General features: G+C 24.3%; 17 protein-coding genes. 8 read left to right on the top strand and 9 right to left on the bottom strand.

Annotated elements, in window-relative coordinates:
- Nucleotides 1-106: 106 nt before the first annotated feature.
- Nucleotides 107-664 (bottom strand): peptide deformylase, encoded by a 558-nt coding sequence (def, locus tag ACXX88_RS00445; RefSeq protein ID WP_458559249.1) that lies wholly within the window; start codon nt 662-664, stop codon nt 107-109.
- Between the two features lie 23 nt (nt 665-687).
- Nucleotides 688-1,284 carry an FMN-dependent NADH-azoreductase gene (locus ACXX88_RS00450; protein WP_458559250.1) on the bottom strand — a complete coding sequence of 199 codons (597 nt, stop codon included), beginning with the start codon at nt 1,282-1,284 and terminating at the stop codon, nt 688-690.
- 137 nt (nt 1,285-1,421) lie between these two features.
- On the opposite strand from ACXX88_RS00450, the gene ACXX88_RS00455 reads away from it, so the two are divergent.
- Both ACXX88_RS00455 and ACXX88_RS00460 read left to right on the top strand, forming a co-directional pair.
- A complete protein-coding gene (locus ACXX88_RS00455; RefSeq protein ID WP_458559251.1) occupies nt 1,422-9,230 on the top strand; it encodes an ABC transporter permease in 7,809 nt (2,602 codons plus the stop codon).
- The gene (locus tag ACXX88_RS00460; protein ID WP_436358874.1) at nt 9,230-10,075 is read left to right on the top strand and encodes an ABC transporter ATP-binding protein; all 846 of its coding nucleotides are present in this window, start codon (nt 9,230-9,232) and stop codon (nt 10,073-10,075) included. Before ACXX88_RS00455 ends, ACXX88_RS00460 begins: the two co-directional genes overlap by 1 nt.
- A gap of 54 nt (nt 10,076-10,129) precedes the next feature.
- Here ACXX88_RS00460 and uvrB read toward each other — a convergent pair whose 3' ends face one another.
- Nucleotides 10,130-12,088: an excinuclease ABC subunit UvrB gene (gene uvrB / locus ACXX88_RS00465; RefSeq protein WP_458559252.1), complete on the bottom strand. Its 1,959-nt coding sequence runs from the start codon at nt 12,086-12,088 to the stop codon at nt 10,130-10,132.
- 49 nt (nt 12,089-12,137) lie between these two features.
- On the opposite strand from uvrB, the gene ACXX88_RS00470 reads away from it, so the two are divergent.
- Nucleotides 12,138-12,962, top strand: a complete 825-nt coding sequence (locus tag ACXX88_RS00470; RefSeq protein WP_458559253.1) for a leucine-rich repeat domain-containing protein — start codon at nt 12,138-12,140, stop codon at nt 12,960-12,962.
- 52 nt (nt 12,963-13,014) lie between these two features.
- Here ACXX88_RS00470 and ACXX88_RS00475 read toward each other — a convergent pair whose 3' ends face one another.
- The 3 genes from ACXX88_RS00475 to eno are packed head-to-tail and all read right to left on the bottom strand — an operon-like array spanning nt 13,015 to nt 15,817.
- Nucleotides 13,015-13,929, bottom strand: coding sequence for an SPFH domain-containing protein (locus tag ACXX88_RS00475; protein WP_458557402.1), 915 nt, complete (start codon nt 13,927-13,929; stop codon nt 13,015-13,017).
- Nucleotide 13,930: 1 nt separating this feature from the next.
- On the bottom strand, nt 13,931-14,428 hold the full coding sequence (locus tag ACXX88_RS00480; RefSeq protein ID WP_458559254.1) for an NfeD family protein: 498 nt from the start codon (nt 14,426-14,428) through the stop codon (nt 13,931-13,933).
- Between the two features lie 15 nt (nt 14,429-14,443).
- On the bottom strand, nt 14,444-15,817 hold the full coding sequence (eno, locus tag ACXX88_RS00485; RefSeq protein WP_458559255.1) for a phosphopyruvate hydratase: 1,374 nt from the start codon (nt 15,815-15,817) through the stop codon (nt 14,444-14,446).
- Between the two features lie 788 nt (nt 15,818-16,605).
- Between eno and ACXX88_RS00490 the strand changes: the two genes are divergently transcribed.
- Nucleotides 16,606-17,094, top strand: coding sequence for a hypothetical protein (locus tag ACXX88_RS00490; protein ID WP_458559256.1), 489 nt, complete (start codon nt 16,606-16,608; stop codon nt 17,092-17,094).
- 31 nt (nt 17,095-17,125) lie between these two features.
- Entirely contained in the window at nt 17,126-18,379 is a 1,254-nt protein-coding gene (locus tag ACXX88_RS00495) for a hypothetical protein (RefSeq protein ID WP_458559257.1), read from the top strand.
- A 197-nt stretch (nt 18,380-18,576) separates the two neighbouring features.
- Here ACXX88_RS00495 and dnaK read toward each other — a convergent pair whose 3' ends face one another.
- From dnaK to ACXX88_RS00510, 3 genes are all read right to left on the bottom strand, one after another.
- The gene (gene dnaK / locus ACXX88_RS00500) at nt 18,577-20,367 is read right to left on the bottom strand and encodes a molecular chaperone DnaK (protein ID WP_458559258.1); all 1,791 of its coding nucleotides are present in this window, start codon (nt 20,365-20,367) and stop codon (nt 18,577-18,579) included.
- A 127-nt stretch (nt 20,368-20,494) separates the two neighbouring features.
- Nucleotides 20,495-21,739, bottom strand: coding sequence for an HNH endonuclease signature motif containing protein (locus ACXX88_RS00505; protein ID WP_458559259.1), 1,245 nt, complete (start codon nt 21,737-21,739; stop codon nt 20,495-20,497).
- The gene (locus ACXX88_RS00510) at nt 21,720-22,400 is read right to left on the bottom strand and encodes a hypothetical protein (RefSeq protein WP_458559260.1); all 681 of its coding nucleotides are present in this window, start codon (nt 22,398-22,400) and stop codon (nt 21,720-21,722) included. The genes ACXX88_RS00505 and ACXX88_RS00510 overlap by 20 nt, the downstream gene beginning before the upstream one ends.
- A 489-nt stretch (nt 22,401-22,889) precedes the next feature.
- On the opposite strand from ACXX88_RS00510, the gene prfA reads away from it, so the two are divergent.
- The 3 genes from prfA to ACXX88_RS00525 are packed head-to-tail and all read left to right on the top strand — an operon-like array spanning nt 22,890 to nt 25,403.
- The gene (prfA, locus tag ACXX88_RS00515; protein ID WP_458559261.1) at nt 22,890-23,969 is read left to right on the top strand and encodes a peptide chain release factor 1; all 1,080 of its coding nucleotides are present in this window, start codon (nt 22,890-22,892) and stop codon (nt 23,967-23,969) included.
- Nucleotides 23,962-24,693, top strand: coding sequence for a peptide chain release factor N(5)-glutamine methyltransferase (locus tag ACXX88_RS00520; RefSeq protein WP_458559262.1), 732 nt, complete (start codon nt 23,962-23,964; stop codon nt 24,691-24,693). The genes prfA and ACXX88_RS00520 overlap by 8 nt, the downstream gene beginning before the upstream one ends.
- Entirely contained in the window at nt 24,687-25,403 is a 717-nt protein-coding gene (locus tag ACXX88_RS00525; RefSeq protein ID WP_458559263.1) for a hypothetical protein, read from the top strand. Before ACXX88_RS00520 ends, ACXX88_RS00525 begins: the two co-directional genes overlap by 7 nt.
- Nucleotides 25,404-25,488: the final 85 nt, after the last annotated feature.

The following is a 25,488-nucleotide window of genomic DNA, read 5'->3' on the forward strand; positions in this document are numbered from 1 at the left end:
TAAAAAAATAAATTCAAACCCGAAAACCACTGTAAAACAGTATTATTTGGAAATTTTGAAACTAAACTGGGAAATAAAAAAAGTCAGCAAATAAATGCTAACTTTCTTATAATGTTTCAAGTTCTTTTTCTTTTTTTCAAGGTTGTTTTTTATCAATATGATCAATAAACAATTTTCCTTGTAAGTGATCGAGTTCATGTTGAAAAACAATTGCAACATATCCTGAAACGGTTCATATTTTTTTTTCTTTACTAAAATATGAATAACCTTCAACTTTAATTCTTTTTCTTCTTCTAACAAAACCTTCTTGATGTGGTCATTTTTCATTAACACTTAAACAACCTTCACCATGATGAAGAGCAATTTTGTCTTCAGAAAAACCAAGTATTTTTGGATTTATAATAATATCTCTAAATACTATATCATCAGGTCCATTATTAACATTAATATAGAACATATTTTTTAAGATTCCATATTGAACAGCAGCAACACCTACACCTGGTCTATACATTTTTTGACCTTCAACTTGTGAATAGTCAATATGATCAATCATTTGTTGTGCTAGAAGTTCATCTTCTTCGGTTAATGGTCAAGGAACATCAATTGATTTTTCTCTTAAAACATTATTTGGTAATTGAATTATTTTAACTTTTTTTCTATTCATATGTATATATTATATAAAAATAATTAAAATTCAAATGCAGCTTTTTTGATTTTATCTTCAATACTTTTAACTTTTTCTTCTTTACTTAAAGAAGCAAAAGGTTCAACTTTTGTACCTGTTAATCAAACTGGTTCAACTACTTGAACTCCTAAAAAGTGTCAGAATCCTTTTAAATTTTCTGTAAAATTTCCAAAAGGATATCAATCAGCAGGCGCTCCTTGAGAAGTTAAAATTTGAACTTTTAAATGATCTAAAAGACCTTTTGCTTCTCCTTTTTTGCTGTATTTGTAACTAAAAGTTACATTAGCCATTGAAATAGCATCAATAAAGTTTTTGACAACTGCTGAATAGTTAAAATTAATCATTGAAGTTGAAAAAACAACTTTTTGCACACTTTTTAATAAATCAACTAATTTCATTGCTTCTACATCTTGTCAAAAAGTTTTCATATTTTCTGAATTTAAAGAGATAGAAGCTACTTTTTCTTTATTTAAATCCAATTCAATAATTTCATGTGTTGGATTTTTTTCTTTATAAAATTCTACAAATTTATCTGACATTAATTTTGAATTTGAAGATTCTCCAGACAAAATAGAACCTTTTATAACTAAAACTTTCATTTTTCCTTCTTTCTTTTTTATTAAATTAATTTGCTAAGGTATTATATTATAAAAAGTAGTAAAATTTTCAAAAAGTTTATTTTTAGTAAAAAAATAGTATAATTTTTTATATTTTATTAAAAAATGAGGTATTTACTATGTTTAAATTATTAAAAGAAATTTTTAAATCTTTATCTAAAAATAAAATAACAACAATAAGTTTATCTATTTTACTTTTTTTAACTACAGGAGTTTTTACTTTACTTTTTAGTGTAAAAGAATCTTTTAATAGACAAATAAATAGATATAATGCAGTTTCTAAATTACATGATTCAACAATAGATTTAGATGTTAACTTTAGTGGTAACGCTAAAGATAACGGATATAAAAAAGAAACACCAATTGAATACACTTTGGATCAAAAAACTATAACAGAAATTTTAGATTTTCAAATAAAATCACAATTTATTTTGCTTTCTGATTTAGGAGTTAAGGGTGAAAAAGCAAATTATTATATAAGTGCTCAAGACTTTTTATTTCAGTATGAAGTTAATAAAAATATAAATAATATCGATAATAAAGATTTTAATTTTGATTTAAAAAATAAACAATTTCAAGTTTTAAAAAACGATAGCAAATTTTTTAAAACTTATTTAAAAAATGCTGATGGAACATTTAAAGAAAAAGAAATTTCCTATTACTTAAACAAGGATAATACTGCAGTTTTTTTAGACAAAAGATACAAAATTTCTGAAGTTATAAACATTTCAAGTAACGGTTCAGAAGGCTACTTATTACATAATCAAGGTGAAGATCATATAATATCTTCCATAAATAGAATGGGAATTAATTTAAATACCAAAGAAGCAACTTTTGATGTTTCTAAAATCAACTCATGAGAAAGAAATGGTATTTTATATTTATTAACAGAAGATGAAACAGCAAAATTAATCGGAGTTCATAAAGATAATAACAATAATTGAAAGTTATTTTATAAAAAAGATTATACAAGTGAATTATTTAGTTGAGATAACATAGCAAAATGATCGGCTCCTCAACAAGTTTGAAACTATAATATTGTTTTAAAACCTGATGGTTTAATGAATGGTAGTGAAAATACAACTCCTGTAATTAAAAAATTATTTTTAAAAAATGACATTCATAAATCACTGCCAGATTTTTTCCAATTTTCTAAATCTAATGTATACAAACTTAAAGATGAATGAGTTTCAAGAGTGAGTTATGAAACCAAATTTATTTTACATAATTTTAGTTTATTAGATATCGAACTAGAAAAAGGAAACTTTTCAAAAAACTTTTCGAATTATTTAGTAAATTTAAAAGAAAATGACCCTGAAGAATTCAAAAAAATAGAAAAACTGCATTATTGAGAAAAGCAAATAATTAAAAATGTTTCAAATAAAGAACCTGTTATTATTAGTCAAAATCTTTTAAAAGATGATTTAACCTTATTAATAAAAGGACCCGATGGTAAAACTACATCAATTAAGGATATTGAAAATTTAGGAAATGATTATAATATTCAAAATTTAACTTCACAGCAATTAGCATCTTTATCCAATGAAGAAATAGTAGATTTAACTTATTTAAAACTTAGAAATGCAGTTTCTACAACAATAAAAAACAAAATCTTTGATTATGTGAAAAACGAAAAAGAAGTTGATTCAGTTGGTAGAAGAAGATTTATTACTACAACAGCAATAGATGAAAAAAAAGGAGAAAACAAAATTTTTCAATTTATTGATGCAGGAATAAATGAAGAATATTTTGATCCAAACCACAAGCAAGAAGTGGGAAAACTTTTTAATGAATATTTTCATAAAAGTAACTTATTTATTAATGCTGATCCTAATTTTGATAAAAATGAATTCAATCCTGTATATAGTGCAGAAATTATAAATGCCATTTTTCAAGGTTTTGTTCCTGATTCTAAATACTTAAATCCAACCATTGAATTTATTGATATTCCTTCTAGTCAAAAGTTAGCTTTATTTCCTGCAAATTTTTCAAAAGAAAAAGTAGTAATTTTAGAAAATAAAGAAAAAACAGTGAATTTTGCTGTTGGAAATTCAAAAAATGGTTATACTCTTTATGAAAAAACACAAGATTCCTGAATTAAAGTTTTAGTTGATAATAAAGAGTTTTTAACTCTTACAGAATTAAATAATTTTATGGAATCTAAACATTTAGGTCTAAAAGTTTCTGTAGGAGAAAATGGTTGATACAAAACAGATGAAAACTTTTCAAATACTTATAATGTTCCTTTCATATATAGAGCACCTTCCAGCGCCTTACTAAAAGAAATAGAAACATCAAAAACAGTAAAAACACTTTTTGATAGTCTTAAAAAAACAATAGTTAATAGTGAATTAGTTAGAGAAAACTTCATAAAAGTAGATGAATTAGATAAACTATTAACTGCAACTCAAGATGCTTTTTTCGTTACTGAATATTATGATATTTTTACAAAAGGTAAAAATAATCAATCTTTAATGCAAAGAATGATTTTTGAGTCACTTTATTTAGCAACTATTCAAAATGATGATCAATTTTTAAACAAAATATTTAATAATTTTCTTGAAAACATTCAAAACAAAATTAGAGATAATGGAACTACATTAGATGAACAAAAAACTTATTTTATTGATAACATAGATAAAATAGGTCAAATTCTTTCTAATTTAGGAATTAATGTTTGAAGTGATATTTTAAAAGATAATACAAAAGAAGAGTTAAAAACTATAATAAATAACCCAATTGAATTTATTGATGGTTTAAAAACAATAATTTTATCAATTGATTTTAAATCTTTTTTAACTGATATTCACAATTGATACGAAAACAAATGAAATAAACAAGAGAGAAACGATTCCACTCATGCTTATTATTATTTTAGTGTTTCAGATTTAGTTATTCCATTAATTAAATCCGTTGATTTTGATGTATTTAAAAAAGGTGCAACTATATTAGTTAAAAATATTAATTTTGATTCTTTACTTTCTACCGCTTATAATAAATCAGAGCAAAAATATAAAGGAATTTTATTCAATAAACTTATTAATTCTTATAAAGAAAGTGTTTTAAAAGAAAAAATCACCACTTCTTTAGTTAATATTTTTGACAAAATTAACACAAATAAAGATAAAAATAATTCTTCTGAAAATTTTAAAAACATAAATTCAGGTTTAACTAAAATAATTTCTATTTTAGATAAAGATAGACTTTTAAATATAGTAGAAAATTCTTTAGAAAACACTTATTTTGAAGATTATAAATTTGTAAATGAATCAAAAGATCCACAAAAAGTTTTATTTGTTGCTAAAACTCTTAAAACATCTAATTTAATAACTGCATTTATTTCAACATTTTTTAAAGATTCTGCAACTACCCATACTCTTTTTAGAGCAATAGAAGAAACATTAAATTTATCTGGTAAAACCAAAAAAGAAGGTGCATTAGGTATAACTTATTCAGTACCAGATAAAGATGCTGAAAAACTTGACTTGTTCGATTTACAAAATTTAGAGTTATTATCATATGCTAAATTTGAAGAATTAATTAAACTTTCTGATAAAGTTGATAATAAAATTTTAATCGATAAAGAATTTGATAATACGGAAATTTCCTTTATAAAAAGATATTTATTTTTTGGAAAAGATATCATTAAAGATGTTGATGAAATAAGTCAAAGAAACTCTATTTTCAAAGAAACATTAAAACTTTTTATTTTTAATAAGTTCACTAAAGCAAATAATTCATTTGTTATAAAAAATACAAATACTAGTTCTACTTTAGCAGATAATTTATATGAGATTTTTATTGAGAACACACAAGGTAACAGAGCCTTTAATACAGCAAAACCAAAAGCTAGAGAAATTGTAAGTAATGTTGTTTATTCTTCTGAATATTCTAGTTCTGTAAATAGTTTGATTTTTTATGATTTTTGAATTAAATTTGTTTCTGAAAATAGTCAATTGAGTTCAACGGAATTAAAAGAAGTTTTCAATTTCTTTTTTAGAGAAGCACAAAATCAAAATTCTTATTTATACAAAGAATTAATGGAAACACAATTGTATGATTCTAAGAAAAACTTTGAAAATAGATCATTTTTCTCTAAAGGACTAGACATTCAACCAATAGCACGTGGTATAGCACAACCTTTTGATTCTGCAGATACTTTATTTAAAAACATACCAAATACTGCTGATGCTAATGAATGAAAAAATAAAATAAATAAATTATTTGATTCTGAAATTTATAAAAAGAAAAATGCTATTACAGGTTTAGATTTAGCTGATTGACTTATTTTAAATAAAGTTTCTTTAGTTTCTAATTTAGCACAAATTGCAACAAATGAGAGATATCATAAAGACGCTACAAATTACTTTGTTAATTTACAAAAATCATTTGATTTATTAAACGATTTTGCTTCTAAAGGTGACTTAAATAGAGAAATTTTAAATAATTTAAGAAAGAATTTTACAACTCAATCTGCTGTTTTTACTTCTTTAGGTTTATCAGACACTGTATCATCAACATATTCTAGTGTTATTTTCCCAATAGTAGCAGCTTGATTTACCTCGAATCCAGCAGGAACAGATAATGCAGAAAATAACTCCAATTTAACCTTTGTTTTAAATAATAGAGTAACTGATTTTTCAAAAATTATTAATGAAAATCCTGATAATTATAGAGATATAATAAAAGGAAGATTTTATAATTTATATAGCGATTCTCTTTTTGAATATCATTTAGAAAATCATAGTGTTAAAGGTTTATCATTAGATCTTTCCTATGTAGATTACTTAAATAAAAAAGTATTTTCAATTGACAATCAAGACACCATTTTATTTGATATTAACATTAATAAAATCTTTTTAGATTTAATTAATGCTTCTACAATAATAAGAGAAGAAAATAAATTTTTAGTATTTAAAGATGTTCGTTCCTTGGTTGCAAAAGTAAATTCTAGTTTTTTAAATGAAAACAATAAAGAAATATATAAAGAAAAATTACCTTCTAGTTATATAGAGTTAGAAAAACTAATAAATAGTTTAGATGAAAAATACATAATAAATGTAAGTGGTTCTAAATTTTTAATAGTAGGTGATGAGCAAACTATCGATTATTTATTCCCTGTAATAAATGAAGAAAATTTACAAGTTAATATTAAAAATCAAGCACTTGTTTATGTTAATAAATGAGGTTTTGATAGAGCTCGTGAATCCTTTAGAGGTAGTGCTTTAAAAGATTATTTACTTGTTAAAACAAAACCAGGAACAAATGTTCAAGAATTTAATGAAAAAACAAATAGAGAAATAGCTACTAATTTTGGAAATATAGTAACTAAAAAAGTCTTTTCTAAAGATGAATTAGATATTATTAATCCAGAAAGAAGTTTAAGAATTTCAACAGCTTTTTCATTGATTCAACTTATATCAAATGCTAACTTTTATATGGTTGTGTTAATGTCTATATTAATAATTATTTCTACCGTATTTATTACAAAAAGATATATTTCTACAAGAAATAAGGTACTAGGGATTTTAAGAGCACAAGGTTACAACTCTTGAATGATAGCTTTCTCATTTATATCCTTCCCTTTCATTACAACCTTTATAGGTGGAACTGTTGGGTACATAGTAGGTTTATCATTGCAACAAGTGTTAAAAAACGCCTTTTCATCTTATTGAACTTTACCAACGCAGAGTATATCATTTGAATGAATTCCTTTTGTTTTAACCATTATTCTTCCATTTTTCTTACTTTCAGCTTTAGTTATATTATCTGCTTTATGAATTTTAAGAAAAAAAACAATTGATTTAATGTCTGGTATAGTTGAAATTAATGTTTCAAAATTTGCTATGGTATTTCTAAAAATATTTAGATTTGCTAATGTAAAAACTAAATTTGTTGCTTCATTATCTGTAAATAGTTTTTGAAAATTAATTTCATTAATGATTTCAACAACCTTAACAGCCTTTATTTCCATTTTCTCAATTTCTTCAAACGGAGTATTTAATGAGACTGTAAATAAAACATACCAAAAGAGAAATTATAAGTATAAGTTAGATTTAGAAACACCTACTATCGAAGCTGGACAATATCAAACTTTTGATAAAAATCAATTAGAAAATCTTTTATATGTTCCTTTAGGGGTTGCTTCTGAATCTAATGTTGAAGCAAATAATTACTTCAAACCAGGTAGAGCTCTTGTAAATGGTGATTCAGACAAAAATGGTAATCCAAAAGAAAATGATCCCCATATTTTAACAAGAGCGTCACTTCAATTACAAGTAGAATCATCATTATCCATCTCACCTTGAGATATAGTTTTAAATTCAATGCCTGATAGTCAAAGATCAAGAACTTTAGAAATTTCTAAAATGGCAATTTCAGAAATAGAAAAAACTCAAGATATTCATTTTGTAGAAAAAGTTGATATCACAGGCAAAAAATACAACTTTGAATTTGTAGGAACAGAAGCAAACCCACAAAACTATTTTAAATACATTGAAAATGAAAATGTTTCAACTGGTGGTAAATTCTGATATATGGTATGAAATGTTCAAACTCAAGAATATGATAGAGAAGCAATAACTACTTCTCAACATAGAGATTTATATAGAAAATTCTTAGTAGATGCTTATAAAAAAATTCCTTCTAATGATTTTTATATAGCGTTTAATGGTATTTTATTTAACAATCAAACAAACGAAAAATACACATATATTAATACTTCTTATAATGAAGAAAACAGTTTAAAAATTTATGGTTATAATAACAATTCTAAATATGTATCAATCCAAGATGAAAAAGGTGTTAATTTAATCGAATTAATGGAAAAAACACAGGTAATTAATGATGTTTATCCTATTTCTGTTAATTATGTATTTTTAAATAAAAACAACTTAAAACTCGGTGATACAATTGAATTAGAAGTTAAAAATCCTATTGATAGATATATAAGAATTTTAGAAGGAAATTCCTTTAGAAAATATAAATTTAAAATAGTTGGTATTATAAATACTTTCATTAATAGTGAGTTAGTTACAACAAGAAAAATAGCAAATCATTTAACTGGATTAAGTGAACTAGATCAAGATGGATTCAATGGTATTTTATCTAACGATGTTACTCCAGAGCAAACTATTGGTTCTGTTGGTTTATATGCAAATTCTGGATATTGATTTGGTGGAGACCTAATTAATATTGAGACAAAAGAACAATATGAAACAGCCTTTGCACAAATATATTCAAACAGCGATGATCAACCTGGTGTATTAAAAAATAATGGTTATAGTGATGAATTAATCAAAAAATTATTAACATTTAAAGAAAGAACAATTACTGATGTTGAAAATATCGATTTAAGCTATAAGAATATTACAAGTGATAAATTTAAGAGTGAAAACGCAACCTTAATTAAACAAGGTGTAAATAATTTCATCGACTTATATTCTAAAAATGTTTATAATTCGCTTTCTACAAATGTAGATGCTAAAGATATTCAAATAGGTTTTGTTAATAATATTGCTAATACAGTTTCAAAATTAACACTATCTATAGTTATTATTTTCTTTTTAGTTTCTGTTGTTATTCTAATTATGATTTCAAATATCATAATTACGGAGAACGAAAAAAACATTGCTATATTTTCAATCTTGGGATACAATAACAAAGAGAAAATAAAACTATTTTTTGGAATTTATTTACCTTTAATAATTGTTGCTACAATTATTGCTATTCCATTAGTTATTGGATTTATTGCTTTATTTAATGCGTTTTTAGTTTCATCTAGTTCTATTGCTCTAATACTTACTTTAAAATGATGACATGCTTTAACTGCAATAGGAATTTTATTCTTTGTTTATGGACTTACATCTCTTATTGCTTGAATTAATTTAAATAAAATTAAAGCTATTTATTTATTGAAAGGAAAATAATGACAGAAAACCAAAATAAGAAAGAACTAAAAGGTAAAATAAAAGAAGAAAATGCAGTTTTACTTACTAAAAAAGAAATAAAAAAAATCAAAAAAGCAAATAGTAAACCAAAGAAAAAACACAAAGATATGATCACACAAAATACAGAAAATAATATCATTGAAATTTTCGATGTTAAAAAATCTTATCTTTCTGGTTCGATAATAACTTCTGTTTTAAAAGGTGTTACTTTAAAAATAGAAAAAGGAGATTTTGCTGTTTTATTTGGAAAATCAGGTTCAGGAAAATCTACATTATTAAACATTATTTCTGGTTTAGATAGAGCATCAGAAGGTGAAGTGATTGTTGCAAATAATAATTTGACATATTACAACGATTCAAAATTAACAAAATTTAGAAGAGAAAATGTTAGTTTTATTTTTCAAAGTTATAATTTACTGCAAAACTTAAATGGTTATGATAACGTTGAAACAGGTGCATATTTACAAAAAGATAAAAAGAAAGTTTTAAATATTAATAACCTTTTTAAAGAATTTGAAATAGAAGAAATTAAATATAAATATCCTTCTCAAATGTCTGGTGGACAACAACAAAGAATTTCCATTTTAAGAGCGTTATCAAAAAATGCAGAAATCATTTTTGCTGATGAACCTACAGGTGCTTTAGATGAAAAAACATCAAGAGCAGTTTTAAAAATATTACAATATATTAATAAAACCTATGGAACCACAATTGTAATGGTTTCTCACGATCCGACAGTTGCTGAATTATGCAATAAAGTTATTAAATTAGCTTCTGGAAAAATAGAAGAAATAATAATAAATTCTAATCCTAAAGTTTTATAAATAAAAAATTCCTTTATATAAGATTTGTTCTTTTATAAAGGAATTTTCTTTATTTTAGAGATCGGATTCCAACTCTAAAATCAGGTCTCTGATTTGAATTGCTTTTTCTAAATCATCTTTAGCAATATATTCATTTTTTTGTTTTATTAGTGCTTTTATTATTTCTTCTTTTTCTTTTTTATCTTTGACTTTAGAAGATTTTTCTAAAGCATCAATTGTTTCAACTGATTGAATTGGATCAAAAATAGGTTTAATAATAGTTTTAGGAATAATGTTGTTCTTTTTATTATATTCCATTTGAATTTTTCTTTTTTCTTCATTATCTTTTAAAGTAGCTACAATATTACTTGTAATAGAATCAGCAAATAAAATTGCTCTACCATGATCATTTCTAGCTACTCTACCAATCATTTGAATTAGTGCAGCTTTTGTTCTGGAGAATGAGTTGGTATCGGCTTCAAGAATCATAATTAAAGAAACCTCCGGTAAATCTATACCTTCTCTTAATAGATTAACTCCCACAACAACATCGTAAATTCCCTTACGTAATTTTCTTAATATGTCATTTCTTTCAAAAGTTTTGTGTTCAGAATGGATATAAGCTGATTTATAGTGTTTTTCTCTAAAATTAGATGATAACTCTTCTGCCATTCTTTTGGTTCCTGTTATGATAATAACTCTTTCATTATTTTTAATTTGATTATCAATTTCTTTATACATAGTTTCTAATTGATTTTTAGTTGATTTAATTTCAATTATTGGATCAACAAGACCAGTAGGTCTTATGATTTGTGTTGTAATTTCTCCGTGCGTTTTGTCAACTTCATAATCTGAAGGAGTAGCTGAAATATAAATAATTTGATTATCTATTTCTTCAAATTCTTCAAATTTTAAAGGTCTATTATCTAAAGCGGAAGGCAAACGAAAACCATAATCTACAAGATTTCTTTTTCTTTGATAATCACCTTTATACATTGCTTGTAGTTGTGGAACTGTCATATGGGACTCATCGATAAAGATAAGTGTGTCTTTAGGTAAATAATCAAAAAGTGTATAAGGTTTCTCGCCTTCTTTTCTATCATCCATATGTCTTGAATAGTTTTCTATTCCAGAGCAAAAACCAAATTCTTTTAGTGAGTCAATATCATTACGAACTCTGTCATTTAATCTTTGTTTTTCAACTAATTTATTTTCCTTGTCAAAATAAGATAATCTTTCTTCTAATTCTAATTCAATAGTTTTAACAGCTCTTTCAATTGTATCATTAGTTACTGTATAAGAGTTTGCTGGATAAATAACAAAATTTTTAACTTTTTTTGTAGTTTTTTTACTTAATTTTTCTTGATAGACTATATTTTCAATTTCATCATCAAAAAAATCAATTCTAATAGTTAATTCTTCAGTTCATACAGGAAAAAGTTCTACAACATCCCCTTTAGTTCTAAATTTTCCTGGTTCTAAATCAATATCAGTTCTTTCATAACCTATTTTTGCTAAAGTTCTAAATAAATCACTTCTATTTAATTTCATTCCTACTTCGATATAAAATAGATTAGATTGATATTCTTTTGGATCAAGTGCCCCGTAAATTGCAGCAACAGAAGAGACAACAATTGTGTCTCTTCTAGTTACTAAAGCATTGATAGTGGACATTCTCATAGATTCTAAATCTCAGTTTGTTTTACTGGATTTTTCCGTATAAACATCTTTAGCTGGTAAGTAAGATTCTGGTCTATAGTAGTCAAAGTGAGAAACAAAATATTCTACTTTGTTTTCTGGAAACAAACTTTTCATCTCTGAAAAGAGTTGTGAAGCTAAAGTTTTGTTATGTGATAAAATCAGAGCTGGTCTATTTGTTTCTTTGATAACATTAGCCATAGTAAAAGTCTTTCCACTACCTGTAACACCAAGTAAGACTTGGTATTTTTTATTATTTTTTATTCCGTCGGAAAGTTCTTTAATTGCTTTTGGTTGATCGCCTTGAGGCTTATTTTTTGAAATTAAATTATACATATTATTAAATTATAATTGGAAAATAAAATAATAGTGTAAAATTTAAACTATGAAAAAAATATTTTTATCTATAAGTCCATTATTAGTTTTACCTATCGTCGCTGTTTCTTGTGGCGACAATAATGCAAATACCAAACAAGGAGAGAATCTTGTAAATAAGAAAAATGATAAAGGAGAATTTGTTAATGTTATATTTGATAAAGAACATAAAACCTTTACATTAGACTTGAGCAAAGAATCCATTACAACTATATACACAGGAGCTTTTGCTGGTGAAAAAAGTAGAGAAATTTTATTAAGTGAAACAATAAAAAAAGATGGTGTTGATAACCAAGTTATCGTTTCTTATCATCTTAAAAAAATTATTTTTCCTCCAACTTTAGAAATAATTGAAGATTCAGCTTTCACAAATAGAACATTACCAACATCAAAAATAGATTATGAGTTGCAAGAATTAGATTTTTCAAAAGCAACTATTTTAAAAACAATAGGTAATTATGCATTTGAAACAAACAAAATAAAAGAAGTTATTTTACCAGATTCAGTTACTTATATTGGAAAGCAAGCATTTGCAAATAATCAAATTTCAAAATTTGTTATTTCAGAAAATTCTAATTTAAAATCAATAGGAATTTCAGCCTTTTTTAACAATGAAATTACTTCTTTAGATTTTAAATCAAATAAATTGGAGTTAATTTCAAAAGCAGCATTTGAAAGAAATAAAATAACATCAGTTCACTTTGTAGAACCATTATCAAAATTAATAATAAGTAAAGAAGCATTTAAATTAAATAATATAAAAACAAATAATATTAATGAAATTGATAAAGAAAAAGTAAGTATTGCTTCTGATGCATTTGACAAATCAAATTAGTTTTAAAAAATAAATTAAAAATATCAAACTTGTTAGTTTGATATTTTTGTTTTTATTTTTTGTCACCTTCTTTAAATATTTCAGAAGCAACACTCATTGTTTTAGCAACGTCACCTAAGTTAGGTGGTAAAATAATTTTAGTTGCTTGGCCGTTAGCTAGAACTCCAAGTTGTTCAATAGATTTTAAAGTAAGAATATTTTTTGTAATATTTGTTTGATTTAATAATTCAATTGCTTTTTGATCGGCTTCAGCTTTTAATACTTCAGCTGTTTTTTTAGCTTCAGCTTTTAGAATTTCTGATTGTTTATCAGCTTCAGCTTCAAGAATTTTAGCAGCTTTTTGCCCTTCAGCAAGAAGGATTTGAGAAGCTTTTTTTCCTTCTGCTTCAAGAATATTTGCTCTTTTTTCTCTTTCTGCTTTCATTTGTTTTTCCATTGCTGATTGAATTTCTTTAGGAGGGATAATATTCTTAATCTCTACTCTATGTACTTTAATTCCTCAAGAATCAGACGCTTCATCTAAAATTAATGTTAATTGAGAGTTGATAGTATCTCTTGAAATTAATGCTTCATCTAATTCTAATTCACCAAGTAAATTTCTTAGTGTTGTAGCACAAAGGTTTTCAATGGCTTTCATAGAATTTTCTGCTCCATAAACAAAGAGTTTAGGATCTGTAATTTCTAAAAAGACAACTGTATCAACTCTTATTCCTGCATTATCTTTAGTAATAACATCTTGTTCTGGGAAATCTAAAACTTTTTCTTTAAAGTTTTCTCTTTTAACAATTCTGTCTACAAAAGGTAAAAGGAAATTTATTCCATTTTTAAGTGTTTTGTTATATTTACCAAGTCTTTCAACTACAGCAAACTCAGATTGTGGAATAATTCTAATGCTTCTTATTAAAGCTATTATTAATAATATAATTATCGCAATAGCAAGAACAGAAACAATAATAATTCAAATCATACTAATTTTCCTTTTGAGTTGTTTTTTCTATGTAAAGGATATTTCCTTTTACAAATTTAACTTTTACTCAATTTCCTTTCTCTATTTTTCCTTGACCTTCAACTGAAATAGTTCTATAAAATTTACCATCAATTTTAATTTTTCCATAATTTTGAGTATCTTCTCCATATTCATAACTATCTTCAATTAAAATGTTAGGCTTAGATTTAGTTAAACCTTGAATTCTTTCTACACCTATTTTGGTAGAATAAAGTCTATTTTTAAGTAATTTATATGTTGAAAAATAGATAATAATTCAAACAACAATAAAAGTAAGAATTTGAGCTATTATGCTTCAATAAACACCTTTAGTTGCTAAAGCGATAATTAATGAAGGGATAGCACTTATACTTGTTAATGCTGCTCAAATTCCATTAGTAGCTAGTTCTAAAATGATAAAACTTAATATTATCAATAATCAAATTACTATAAAAATAATTTTTATTACATCTTGTGGCATATTAAAATAATTTAATTACTTAACATTTCTTTTTAAGTTGTGGAAAGTTTTTTCTCCATCGTATTCAGCTGCTTCAGCTAATTCTTCTTCAATTGCTAATAATCTATTATATTTTGCAACTCTATCTGTTCTTGATAAAGAACCGGTTTTAATTTGACCTGCATTTACTGCAACTGATAAATCAGCAATTGTTGTATCTTCTGATTCACCTGAACGGTGTGATACAACAGCTGTAAATCCTGCTTTATGTGCTAATTCAATTGTGTCAAGTGTTTCAGAAACTGAACCAATTTGATTTAATTTAATTAAAATTGAGTTAATTGAACCTTGTGCAATAGCTTCTGATAAAATAGAAGCATTTGTAACTGTTAAATCATCTCCCATTATTTGGTGAGTTGAACCGAATTTTTGATTAAATTTTTTAAATCCTTCTCAGTCTGATTCTGCAAATCCATCTTCTACAGAAATAATTGGATATTTTGCAAATAATTTTCCATAGTATTCTACTAATTCATCTGTTGTAAATTCAACTTTATTAGTTAAACTTGCAAATCCTTCTTTTTTAGCTTCAATAGCTGCTTTTAATTTTCCAAAAGTATATTTTTTAGTTTTTGAATCATATAATTCTGATGATGCAGCATCTAAAGCAATAGCAACAGCGTTTTCACCTTTAGTTGCTGGTGTAAATCCTGCAACTTTAATAGCTTCAACTAAAAAGTCTAAAGCTTCTTCGTGTGATTTTAAGTTAGGAGCAAATCCACCTTCATCACCAACTTGTGTTCCGTGTCCCGCTTTTTTTAATAATTTAGCTAAGTTGTGGAAAACTTTATTAGCCATTTGTAAAGCTTCTCTTATTGTTTTTGCTCCTAATGGCATAACCATAAATTCTTGGAAATCAATGGTATTTGATGCGTGTTCTCCACCATTAATAACGTTTAACATTGGAACTGGTAATTTTCTTGCGTTTGTTCCTCCGATATATTTATATAAAGGAATTTCTAATTCATCTGCTGCAGCTCTAAGAACAGCTAATGATACTCCAAGAATAGCATTAGCACCTAAATTTTTCTTAAATGGAGTACCATCTAATTTAATCATTGCTAAGTCTATTTTTCTTTGATCTGTAACTTCCATTCCTAAAACAACAGGAGCAATTTTTTCATTAACGTTTTTAACTGCTTGCATAACTCCTTTTCCACCAAATCAATTTGATGCAAAAGCGTTATCTTGATCTCTTAATTCTAAAGCTTCTCTTGTTCCTGTTGAAGCACCTGATGGAACAATGGCTGAACCAAAACCACCAAATTCTGTTTTAACTTCTACTTGAACAGTAGGATTACCTCTTGAATCTAACACTTCACGAGCGTGAATGCTTGTAATTTTTGACATTTTTCTCCTTAATAAAATTTTTTATATTTAATAAAAATTATACATTAAAAAGAAATAAAAATGTTTATATTTATCTAAAAAAAGAAAAAATCAAGAACAGATAAACAGTGAAAATTTGTTCTTGATTTTGATATTGAAAACGTAATATAATTTTCAAAATGGATTTTCAATTTTTTTATATTTTTAATTATTAAGATTAGTTATTATAATAACACTTTAAAAGATTTAAAAACTTAGAAAGGAGACTAAAATATAATAGGGGGTATACACAAAATAATCTAATAACAAGAATATAACAATAATAAAAAAATAAATACAATAATTTTAAATTTAATAAATGAAAATATTTGGTTGATTACAACCATAAATAATTATATACCTAAAATAAATAATTGGTTAAAAAAAAATCATTTTTTTCAAAAAAACATAAAAAAATTTGAACTTTTTATTATTATTTCAGAAGTAAATTGCTTAAAATATAATTAAATTAAATAAAAAGTTTAAATAAAAATAGTTTTGCTCTATAAAAAACTCAAAATATTTTGTAATTTTTAAATTAGCACTAAGATAATGCCTAAAAAGTCTAGTAAATTATTTTCAGATATAAAAACTTTTATTAAAGTAATATTTTTGTTAGTTAAAATGATTAAAACTTAAAAGCAGTCCAAAAAAAGCAATTATTTTTTTATTATATTATAACCAAAAAAACATTGCAAAATGATATAATTTAAAAAGATTTAAATAAATTTAAGTCAAAAATTAAAAAAGGATCAAAAGTATTAAAAAAAATGAAAAAAAATATTTTATTTATAACTGCAGTACCTGGTATATTAGTACCTATAACACTAACACAAACAAGCATTGCAGCAAATGAAGAAAAAAGAGTTGAATATAATCCACAAGTAAATTGATGATGATTTTTAGGTCCTTTGGGGGGTGCTATTGCAAATGTAGCAGAACTAAATAGAATAAATTCTGAAAATGAAAAATGAGAAAAAGAACACATAAATGAGTTACAACTTAAAAAAGAAACTGCTTTTTCAAGACAAAATAATAGTAAGTTTTCTGATTATGATTTAATTTTAGAAAAAATGGATAATTCAGGAAATTGAATACAAGTAAGTAGTTCTATTTCTAGTGATTCAAATGATGAATTGATAGAATATGATGTTACAGAATCGTCTAATTTTAGACTAGTTATTAAAAAGTATAAATCTTCTTTATTTGAAAATTCAATTGAGGATAATTTAGCATTTACTTATGTGGTTAAAAAATAAAAGAAAAATATTAATTAGTTTAAGTTTTCCGATGACATTTTCATTATTTTCTTGTGCTCAGAAAGAAATAAAAGAATATATTGAGCAAATTAAAGTAAAATCAATTTATTTTGAAAATCTCATTAAGATTAAACAAGATCAACAAAATATAAAAGCAAACAATAGTTTTATTTTTGATCAATTTAGAGAAAAATTATTTGAAAGCAAAGAAAATAATTTTAACTTTTTAAATGAAAAAAAATTAATAATAAAAACTATTGATGATTTTGATGAAAAAATTTTTAGTAAAATTAATGAATTATATGATAAATTCAATATAAATAATAGATTAACCAAAGAACAAATTACAAAAATGTTTGAACAAGATTTTCTTAATGGAAATAAATTAGAAAATGAATTAACACAAAACAATTTAATTTTATTAGAAAATGAATCTTTATGATATACTAATGATTTTTTAAATTTTATAATTGATGAAAATACAGTTGATAAGTTTAATATCTTAGAAATATCAGTTTTAAATTTGCCTGGAATTGATAGTGGAGAAACTACAAGAAAAACATCTTTAGTTTCACAAAAGAAAAGGTTTACGTTAATAAAAACAGACAAAAATAAAGAAATTATATTTTCTAAAACAAATGAAGAAGAAAACAAAAAAATTTTACTTAATTTATATAAAGAGTTTCAATACAAAGAGATTTTTTTTATTAAAAATGATTTATTTAAAGATTATTGACCTTTAATATTTCAAAAACAAAAAGAGCAAAATATTTTTATATTAGATGTTTTAATTTTTAAAAATAATTCACTTAATTCAAATAATCTTTTATTAAATGATGACATACACATTATCAATAACAAAGAAGAATTTAAAAATAAGATTATTCCTTCTATTAAGGAATTTTACACAGAAGAGAATAGCAAAACTAAAAAAAGCGAAAATGATATTTTAACAGAATTTGAAAAGATTTTTTTCAAAGATAAAACATTTGATCAAATTTTTGAAAATAATAGCATTGTTATTCATAGAACACTAGAATATAAAACTAATTATAATTGTTTAAAACAATCAGTATTAATTAAATCTAAAATTGATGAAGAAAATAAAGTTATTGATTTTTCATTAATTAATGATTCGGATTTTAACTATAATTTAAATGAAAGCTATAATTTATCCAACAGTAAAATTCAATACAATTTCTCTATTGTTCCAAAAAAATATAAAATTAACATTGTAAAAAGTTTATCTTTTAAAACAATTAATGAATTATTGAAAAATAATTAATTTTATGTTTTTGGTTTGTTTTTTTTTATAAAGTTTTTTAGCAGTTTCTAATTTTTTAGTCATAAAAAAATTTTTCCTTATAAATATTTTAGTTTAAATATTTGCTATTGAGAAATTTTTACACAAAATGTGTTACGGTCCCTAATTAAAGGTATTAAAAATAGAAAAAGGTATTAAATTACCTTTTTCTATTTAAATTATTCCTCCTTAACATCTGCTTTAAAAGAGTCATTATCTTCATTTGAAGCGTTTGCTTGTGAATTAGCACTTTGTTGTGCAAAAGCTTGAGCAGCTTGTTCTATTTGGTCTAATTTTGTTTTTAATTCATCAATTTTTTCTTCTTTTAATAAAGTTTTTAATTCTTCAATTTGTTTAGTTAACATTTCTTTTTGAGATGCTTCAATTTTATCTCCTTGTTCAGTTAGTGATTTTTCTAACTGGGAAATTAAAGTTTCTGCTCTAACTGTTGTTTCTACTTTTTCTTTTTTCTTTGCATCTGCTTCTCTGTTTTCTTCGGCTTCTTTTATCATTTTTTGAATTTCTTCTTCAGATAGTGTAGATGTATTTTGAATTGTTATTGTTTGTTCTTTGTTTGTTTTTTTGTCTTTTGCTGTAACTTTTGTAATACCATTAACATCGATTGAGAAAGAAACCTCAATTTGTGGTACTCCTCTTGGAGCTGGTTCGATTCCTGATAAGTTAAATGTTCCAAGAACTTTATTATCTGCAGCCATTTGTCTTTCACCTTGAACTACAGAAATTGTAACTTCTGGTTGATTATCAGATGCAGTTGAGAAAATTTGTGACTTAGTTACTGGAATTGTTGTGTTTCTTGGGATTAAAGGGGTTGCAATCCCACCCATTGTTTCAATACCTAGTGTTAAAGGAGTAACATCTAATAATAAAACATCATCAATTTCTCCTGCAAGCACTCCACCTTGAATAGCTGCACCAATTGCTACAACTTCATCAGGGTTAATGCTTCTATTTGGTTTTTTACCTAATGTATGTTCAATCATTGTTTGAACAGCAGGGATTCTTGTAGAACCACCAACTAATAAAATTTCATCTAAATCTTTAGCTTCCAGTTTAGCTTCTTTTAAGGCATCCATAATTGGTTTTCTTGTTTTATCTACAAGATAAGCAGTCATTGCTTCAAATTCTGATCTTTTTAGTTCTAATTCTACATTTATTGGACCGTTTTCAGAAACTGCTAAAAATGGTAATGAAATTGTAGTGATTGATTGTTCAGAAAGAGAAATTTTTGCTTTTTCTGCTTCTTCTTTTAATCTAGCCATTGCCATTTTGTCGTTTGTGGCATCATATTTATATTCACTTTTAATTTTTTCTAAAAGTCATTTAACAATTTCATGGTCTCAATCATCTCCACCAAGTCTATTGTCTCCACTTGTAGAAAGTACTTCGAATGTTCCTGCTGCTAAATCAAGAACAGAAACGTCAAATGTTCCTCCTCCTAAGTCATAAACAAGAACTTTTAATTCTTTATCTGTTTTGTCAAGTCCAAAAGCAAGAGCAGCTGCTGTAGGTTCATTTATTATTCTTAAAACATCTAATCCTGCTATTTTTCCAGCTGTTTTGGTAGCTTCACGTTCTGCGTTATCAAAATAAGCAGGAACAGTAATAACTGCTTTTGAAACCTTTTTGCCAATTTTTTTCTCTGCATATTCTTTTAAATAAGAAAGAATCATTGCTGAAATTTCTTCTGGTTTGTATTCTTTTCCATTTGCTTTTACAGTTTTGCTTGTCCCCATTAATCTTTTGATAGAAGCAATTGCATCTGGATTTGTTTCTAATTGTCTTTTTGCAATTTCTCCAACAATAATATCTCCATTTTTAAAGGAAACTACAGAAGGAGTTGTTCTTTTCCCATTTGGATTTTCTAAAACTATAGGTTTTTTATCTTCAATTATAGAAACAACAGAGTTAGTTGTCCCTAAATCTATTCCTAATACTATTTCTTTTGCCATATTTATTCTCCTTTTTAATAAGTGATTTTTTTTATTTATGAAAACATTATAGCATATTTTTTAGCACTCACAAGTAAAAAGTGCCAAATTTTTAAATTTATAAAAAAATTAAGTTGGAACTCAACTTTTATTTTGATAAATTTTTAATTCTCACTAGATGTTTTTTAATGTTTTCTTCAAATTTTTCTTTGTTTGTTGTTATATTGATAGTTTCTGTAATATATTTATTTTCTGGATTAGAAAAAAACTTATATAAATTTAAATCAAAGAAAATTTTTCCTCATTCAAATTCTTTGTCACATGTAGGACAAAGCAAAAAACCGTTACATCCTTCAACAATCAATTTATTAGCATCATCGAAAGAAATTTTATTATTTTTAAATTCATTTTTTACATCCGAAACTCTATGTATGTGTGCTGAAATTAAATGTTCTGAAAATTGATAACCACAAACTAAACATTTATCTGGATTTAAATTATTTTCACAATATCAAATTTTTATATTTTCTTTAAAAAGAGGTTGATTTCTTTTTAAGTCTTCTTCAGAGTGGGTTATATCAAAAATAGGTTGAGAAAAGATTGGTTGTTTATTTACTTCAAAATTATTTTGTTTTAAAATTTTTAATAAATTTTGCTTAATTTCAAATAATTTTTCGTTTGTTTTTAAAATTAAAAGTTTTCTCTTAATATCTTTATCTTTTTCAAATATTTTATTGATTACTATTGCACTGATTAAAGAATCTGATGCATTAGCTCCATCAAATTTAGCATATAGTTTAATCTCTTTTTTTAACTCATCATACTCAATATAACTTGATAAATTTCTTTTATTTTGCCTTTTTAAATTTTCTTTTTCTAATTGAAAATGTTTTATATTTTCAAATTTAGTATTCAAATTATTCTTTTGTCTTGCTGTTAAACTATAATTAATTTTTATGCCCAAAGTACTAAAAATTTTAAAATCTTTTAAAATTGTTTTTGGGAATTCTTCAATATATAAAAACAAATCTAAAGGATGTAATGATACAGAAATATTTTTTATATTATTTTCATAACTAAACAACAAAACTGGCAAAAAATTCTGCATAATATAAGTGTTTCTAGATTTTGGTTTACCATTTTCTCCTAATTTTTGAGTAAAATAAATTAATTCATTTAATTCTTCAATAACTAAACCCTGAAACTTTGCTTCTGTATTTTTTCATTCTACTTCATCATTTATATCAATTTTTTTATCTAGACTTAAAATAAGTTTTATATCACTATATAGTTTGTCAGATTCTTCTTTATTCGCTTCTTTGGTTAAATTTGAAAATAAAGACTTTGAGACAAGTATAGTAAATTTTCTTTTATTACATAAATTCTTTTCCATCTTTTTTATAATCTACTCCTTTTCATACTTGAATATCTTTTTCAAACATTTTATTTGCTATTCACATACTTGCAAAAGAAGGTCTATCTAGATTAAAAACATCATAATTTAAATAATCTTTTGTAAAGCACATTCTCCTTTTTAAATGGACATATTGAACTCTTTCAAATTTTTGTAACTCATTACAAAATTTTTCACTATTTAATGCTTGAATTCCAAAAATTAGTGCTCAAGGTTTGTTAAATTCTAACAATCTTTGCAATAATTTAAATTTACCTCTAAAAGGTGGATTGCTGATAATAATGTCAAAATGTTCTGGTTGATAACTGTAAAAATCTTTGTTTTCTAAGATATGAGATGAAATCACTTTGTAACCGTTTTTTTTAAAAACAGTAACAAAATTAGAATCTGGTAAGTCGAAAGGACATCAAATTATTTTATCTTTAGGAATTTTTGCATTATCAATAAAAAATTGAATATCTTCTTTTGTTGTGTATCACTCATCATCGTTAGCATAATTAAACGCTTTTGTAATTTTATTTTTATTTTTTTCAATTTTGTTTTCAATATACTCATCTAAAAAAGAGTTTAAACCAGATTTTTCTTGAATTTCAATATTGTTTATTTTTTCCATTAGTTCTGCTTTAATTTTTTCTTTCATACTTCTCCCTATATATAATTATTATTATAATTCAAATTATTTTTTATAAAAATTTTTTTATTTTTTTGTATGTTTAATAAAAGAAATAAACTAAAAAATAAACAAAATTCAAATAAAAAAAAGTTATCACTACTTTCATAGTAATAACTATAATTTAGTACTCACCTTGCTATATATTGTAACTATCAGATTTTTTTCATTTTACTTATTATTATTCTCTAAATAAGTTTTATAAAGATCATAATATTTCCGTTCAATGTTCTCTATTTTCAACTCACTCTTGCTTAAACAAGGACATAAATTTGGTTTCTTACCAAAGTTATGTCCTTGTTTATATAGAAATGTTTTTTATGTTTAAAACTGGAAATGTTTTTACAAAGTAAAATAAAATTTTAAAACTTTTAATAAATCTTTAACTTTACAAATATAATTAAATTTTCGCCTTTTAAGTTTTTAAAAAAGCAGTTTTCTTATATAATTAAAATTAATATGGAAACTTCAATGTATAAATCACTAATTTCAATTAAAGAAAAATATAATGAATTAAATAAAATTTTATTAGATGAAAAAACAATGAGTGATATAAAAAAATACACTCAAATTGTTAAAGAAATTTCTTCAATCAAAGACATAGTAGAAACATTTGACAAATATTTAGCATTTGAAAACACTATAAAAGAAGCTAAATTTCTTCTTGCAGAAAAAGATGCAGAAATTATTGCTTTTGCTAAATCTGAAATAACAAACTGTGAAGAGCAAATGCCTATTTTAGAAAAAGAACTTATTATTTTATTATTGCCAAAAGATGAAAATGATGAAAGAAACGTTATTATGGAAATAAGAGGGGCAGCTGGCGGCGATGAAGCAAACATTTTTGCTGGTGACCTTTTTAAAATGTACAATAAATGAGCTGATTCAAATGATATGACAGTAAAGGTTCTTGATTCTACATTTGCTGTAGCTGGAGGTTTTACTCAAATAGTTTTTTCAATTAGTGGTGAAAAAGCATATTCAAAACTTAAGTTTGAGTCAGGAGTTCATAGAGTTCAAAGAATTCCAGAAACTGAAACTCAAGGTAGAGTTCACACTTCAACTGCAACAGTTACTGTAATGCCTGAAGCAGATGAAGATGTTGAAATTGAAATTAATCCAAACGATATTAGAGTAGATACTTTTAGATCTTCTGGTGCAGGTGGTCAATCCGTTAATACAACAGATTCTGCTGTAAGAATAACACACATTCCTACAGGTGTTATTGCTACTTCTCAAGATGGAAGAAGCCAAATAGCCAACAGAGAATTAGCAATGAAAATTTTAAAATCAAGACTTTATGACTTAGAAATTAGAAAAAAACAAGAAGTAGAAGGTGCTTTTAGAAAATTAGCTGGTTCTGGTGCAAGAAGTGAAAAGATAAGAACTTATAATTATCCACAAGATAGAATAACAGATCATAGAATTGGTTTTTCTACATCTTTAAAAAATGTTATAGCAGGTCAATTAAACCCAATTATCGAAGCTTTATTAGCAGAAGAACAAGCAGAAAAGATTCAAAATGCAGGACTTGAGTAAAAGAAGAGAATCTTTATTACGAGAAAAAATAAGAAATAATTTACCATTAATAATTACTAAAGAAGAAGAAAATAAATTAAAAACTTCAATGCCTATTCAACAAATTATTGGTTTTGTTCAAATGGACAGACTAAAATTTTTAATTACAGACGATAAGGTTTTAATCCCAAGATATGAAACAGAAGAAGTTATTAATGAATCTTTAAAATTTTTGAATAAAAATTCTAAAGTTTTAGATATGTGTGCAGGTTCTGGCTTTATAGGATTAACTATTTTTGATAAGATAGGTTGTGAAGTAACTTTAGTTGATAATGATGAAAAAGCAATAAGTAAAATTTTGACTAATATAAAGGAAAATCACTTATTTTCGTCAAAAATTAAAGTAATTAAATCTAATCTATTTAAAAAATTAGATTCCAATCAAAAGTATGATTTAATTATTTCTAATCCCCCATATATACCTGAAAATATAAAACTGGATCACTCTGTTTTAGAATGAGAAAATCACAATGCATTATTTGCAAAAGAAGATGGAAATTACTTTTATAAAAAAATTATTAATGATGGTAAATCTTTTTTAAAAAAGGAAGGAATTCTTATATTTGAAATTTCAGATTGAAATTTAGATTATTTTAAGTCTCTTGAAAATTTAAATATAGAAATAAAAAAAGATATTAATCAAAAAAACAGAATAGTTATAATTAAAAAAGGAGAAAAATGATAGCTTATATAATAACTTTCTTAGCAATTCTTGTAGCAACAATTTTAACAATTTCAATCACTTTTATTAGATATAAGAACATAATTAATTTAAAAAATGTAGATTTAAAATTATGAAAAAAATTTCTTATTACAAATAAAAAAATTTCTTATTTTGATATTATCTATTTATTTTTTGAAATTATTTGTTTAATATTTGGAATAGGTTTTTTGATTATTGATTTTTTTAATTCTAAAACTTTTAATATCAATGTTATATTATTTATTGTTTCTATTGCTTATATTTTGTTTTTAACTTTTATTTCATTTATAGTTTATAAAATAAAATTAAAAAAAGAAAAGAAAAAAGCAAACTGAGATCAAATTGAAGTAAATCAAAATGACTTAGTTTATTTTGAAAAATATTTAAGTAAAGATTTTTATTTTGAAGAAAATGAAGTCGTTGAATTTTACAAAAAAGAGGAAAATATTTCTTTTAAACTTTTAAATTATATAGATCAAAACAAAATAGATTTTAATGAAAAAATAAAAGATGAAAAAGAAAAATTTATTAATATAATAACTTGTACTTTTTGATTTAATAATAGACTATACTTTGGAAAATCTTACATAAAAGTTAATGATACAAAAATTTATAAAAATGATAAAGATTTTTATCCTTTTATTCTTTGATATTCAATAAATTTTTATTTAAATAAGAATTGAAATAATTAATCAAAATTAGCAAACTTTCAAAAAGGAAGTTTGCTTTTATCTTGAAAATAAATAAAGAAGTTTTATTGCATTTATTCAATTTTTT

It is taken from the genome of Mycoplasma sp. 5370 (assembly GCF_054343435.1).